This window comes from Sphingomonas sp. CFBP 13733, assembly GCF_014841795.1.
Classification (GTDB): domain Bacteria; phylum Pseudomonadota; class Alphaproteobacteria; order Sphingomonadales; family Sphingomonadaceae; genus Sphingomonas; species Sphingomonas aerolata.
Window position 1 is genome coordinate 1 of sequence record NZ_JACYUP010000030.1, and the last position, 824, is coordinate 824.

Genomic DNA, 824 nt, shown 5'->3' on the forward strand with positions numbered 1-824 from the left:
TCATCTCCCAGATTCGCGTGAAGGTAGCTAGGATTAAAGCTAGCCATCGCATGTAATTCCGCAACGTTGCGCAACGTCAGGGTACGCTTCTGAAATTCCATCAACCCTTCATTACGAAGCCTTCTGAGCATCCGGTTGACATGGATCGATGTGAGGCCAAGCGCATTGCCGAGTTGTTCCTGCGTGAGCGGCACAGCGCAGGTCGAGCCACTTACGAGGCCAAGACATGAGAGACGGGTATGCAACTCGCACATCAGGTGTGCGATGCGCTGATACGCCTTCCGGTGAGCGATATTGACTAACCACGTCCGCAGCACTGCCGCATCGACAAGGGTCGTCTGCCAGAACGCTTGCGCCACATTGGGGCGATCGAGCAGCAGGGCTGTCAGGCGTTCGCGTGTTGCAGTGCCGATTGTCACCGGCGTGAGCGCAACTACGCTATGATCCAAGCGCCTTAGAAGCGTTGTTTCGCCGTTGCAGAAATCACCAGGCATCAGGAAGGCGGTGGTTTGCCGCGATCCATCTACTAGGGTCACGCAGTGAGCGGCCCATCCGTTGATTACGACATGCACATGATCGGGTTGCTCCCCTTCACGTAGGATGTCTCGGCCTTTTTTAAAATACTGCGTATTGCTGAAGATCGCGAGCAAGCTTGATCGGTCATCATTTGATAGGGCGATAGCCCTTTCCAGCTTGGCAACTAATTGGTCCATGCTCGCTTCAGAGCTTCATTCACTTTAACAAGCAAGCTCATTTAGAGGGCTGGGAACTGGTAGCCTGATAGCTGACGGCCACCACCGCGGTTGTCAGCGTCAGGCGACGCC

Annotated in this window: 1 protein-coding gene; it reads right to left on the reverse strand. The window is 55.0% G+C overall.

The genetic code is table 11. The annotated features are described in order from the left end of the window. The coding region (locus IFT71_RS21070; protein WP_192143461.1) for a Crp/Fnr family transcriptional regulator at positions 1-713 on the reverse strand (713 nt) is incomplete at its 3' end. Positions 714-824 lie beyond the last annotated feature (111 nt).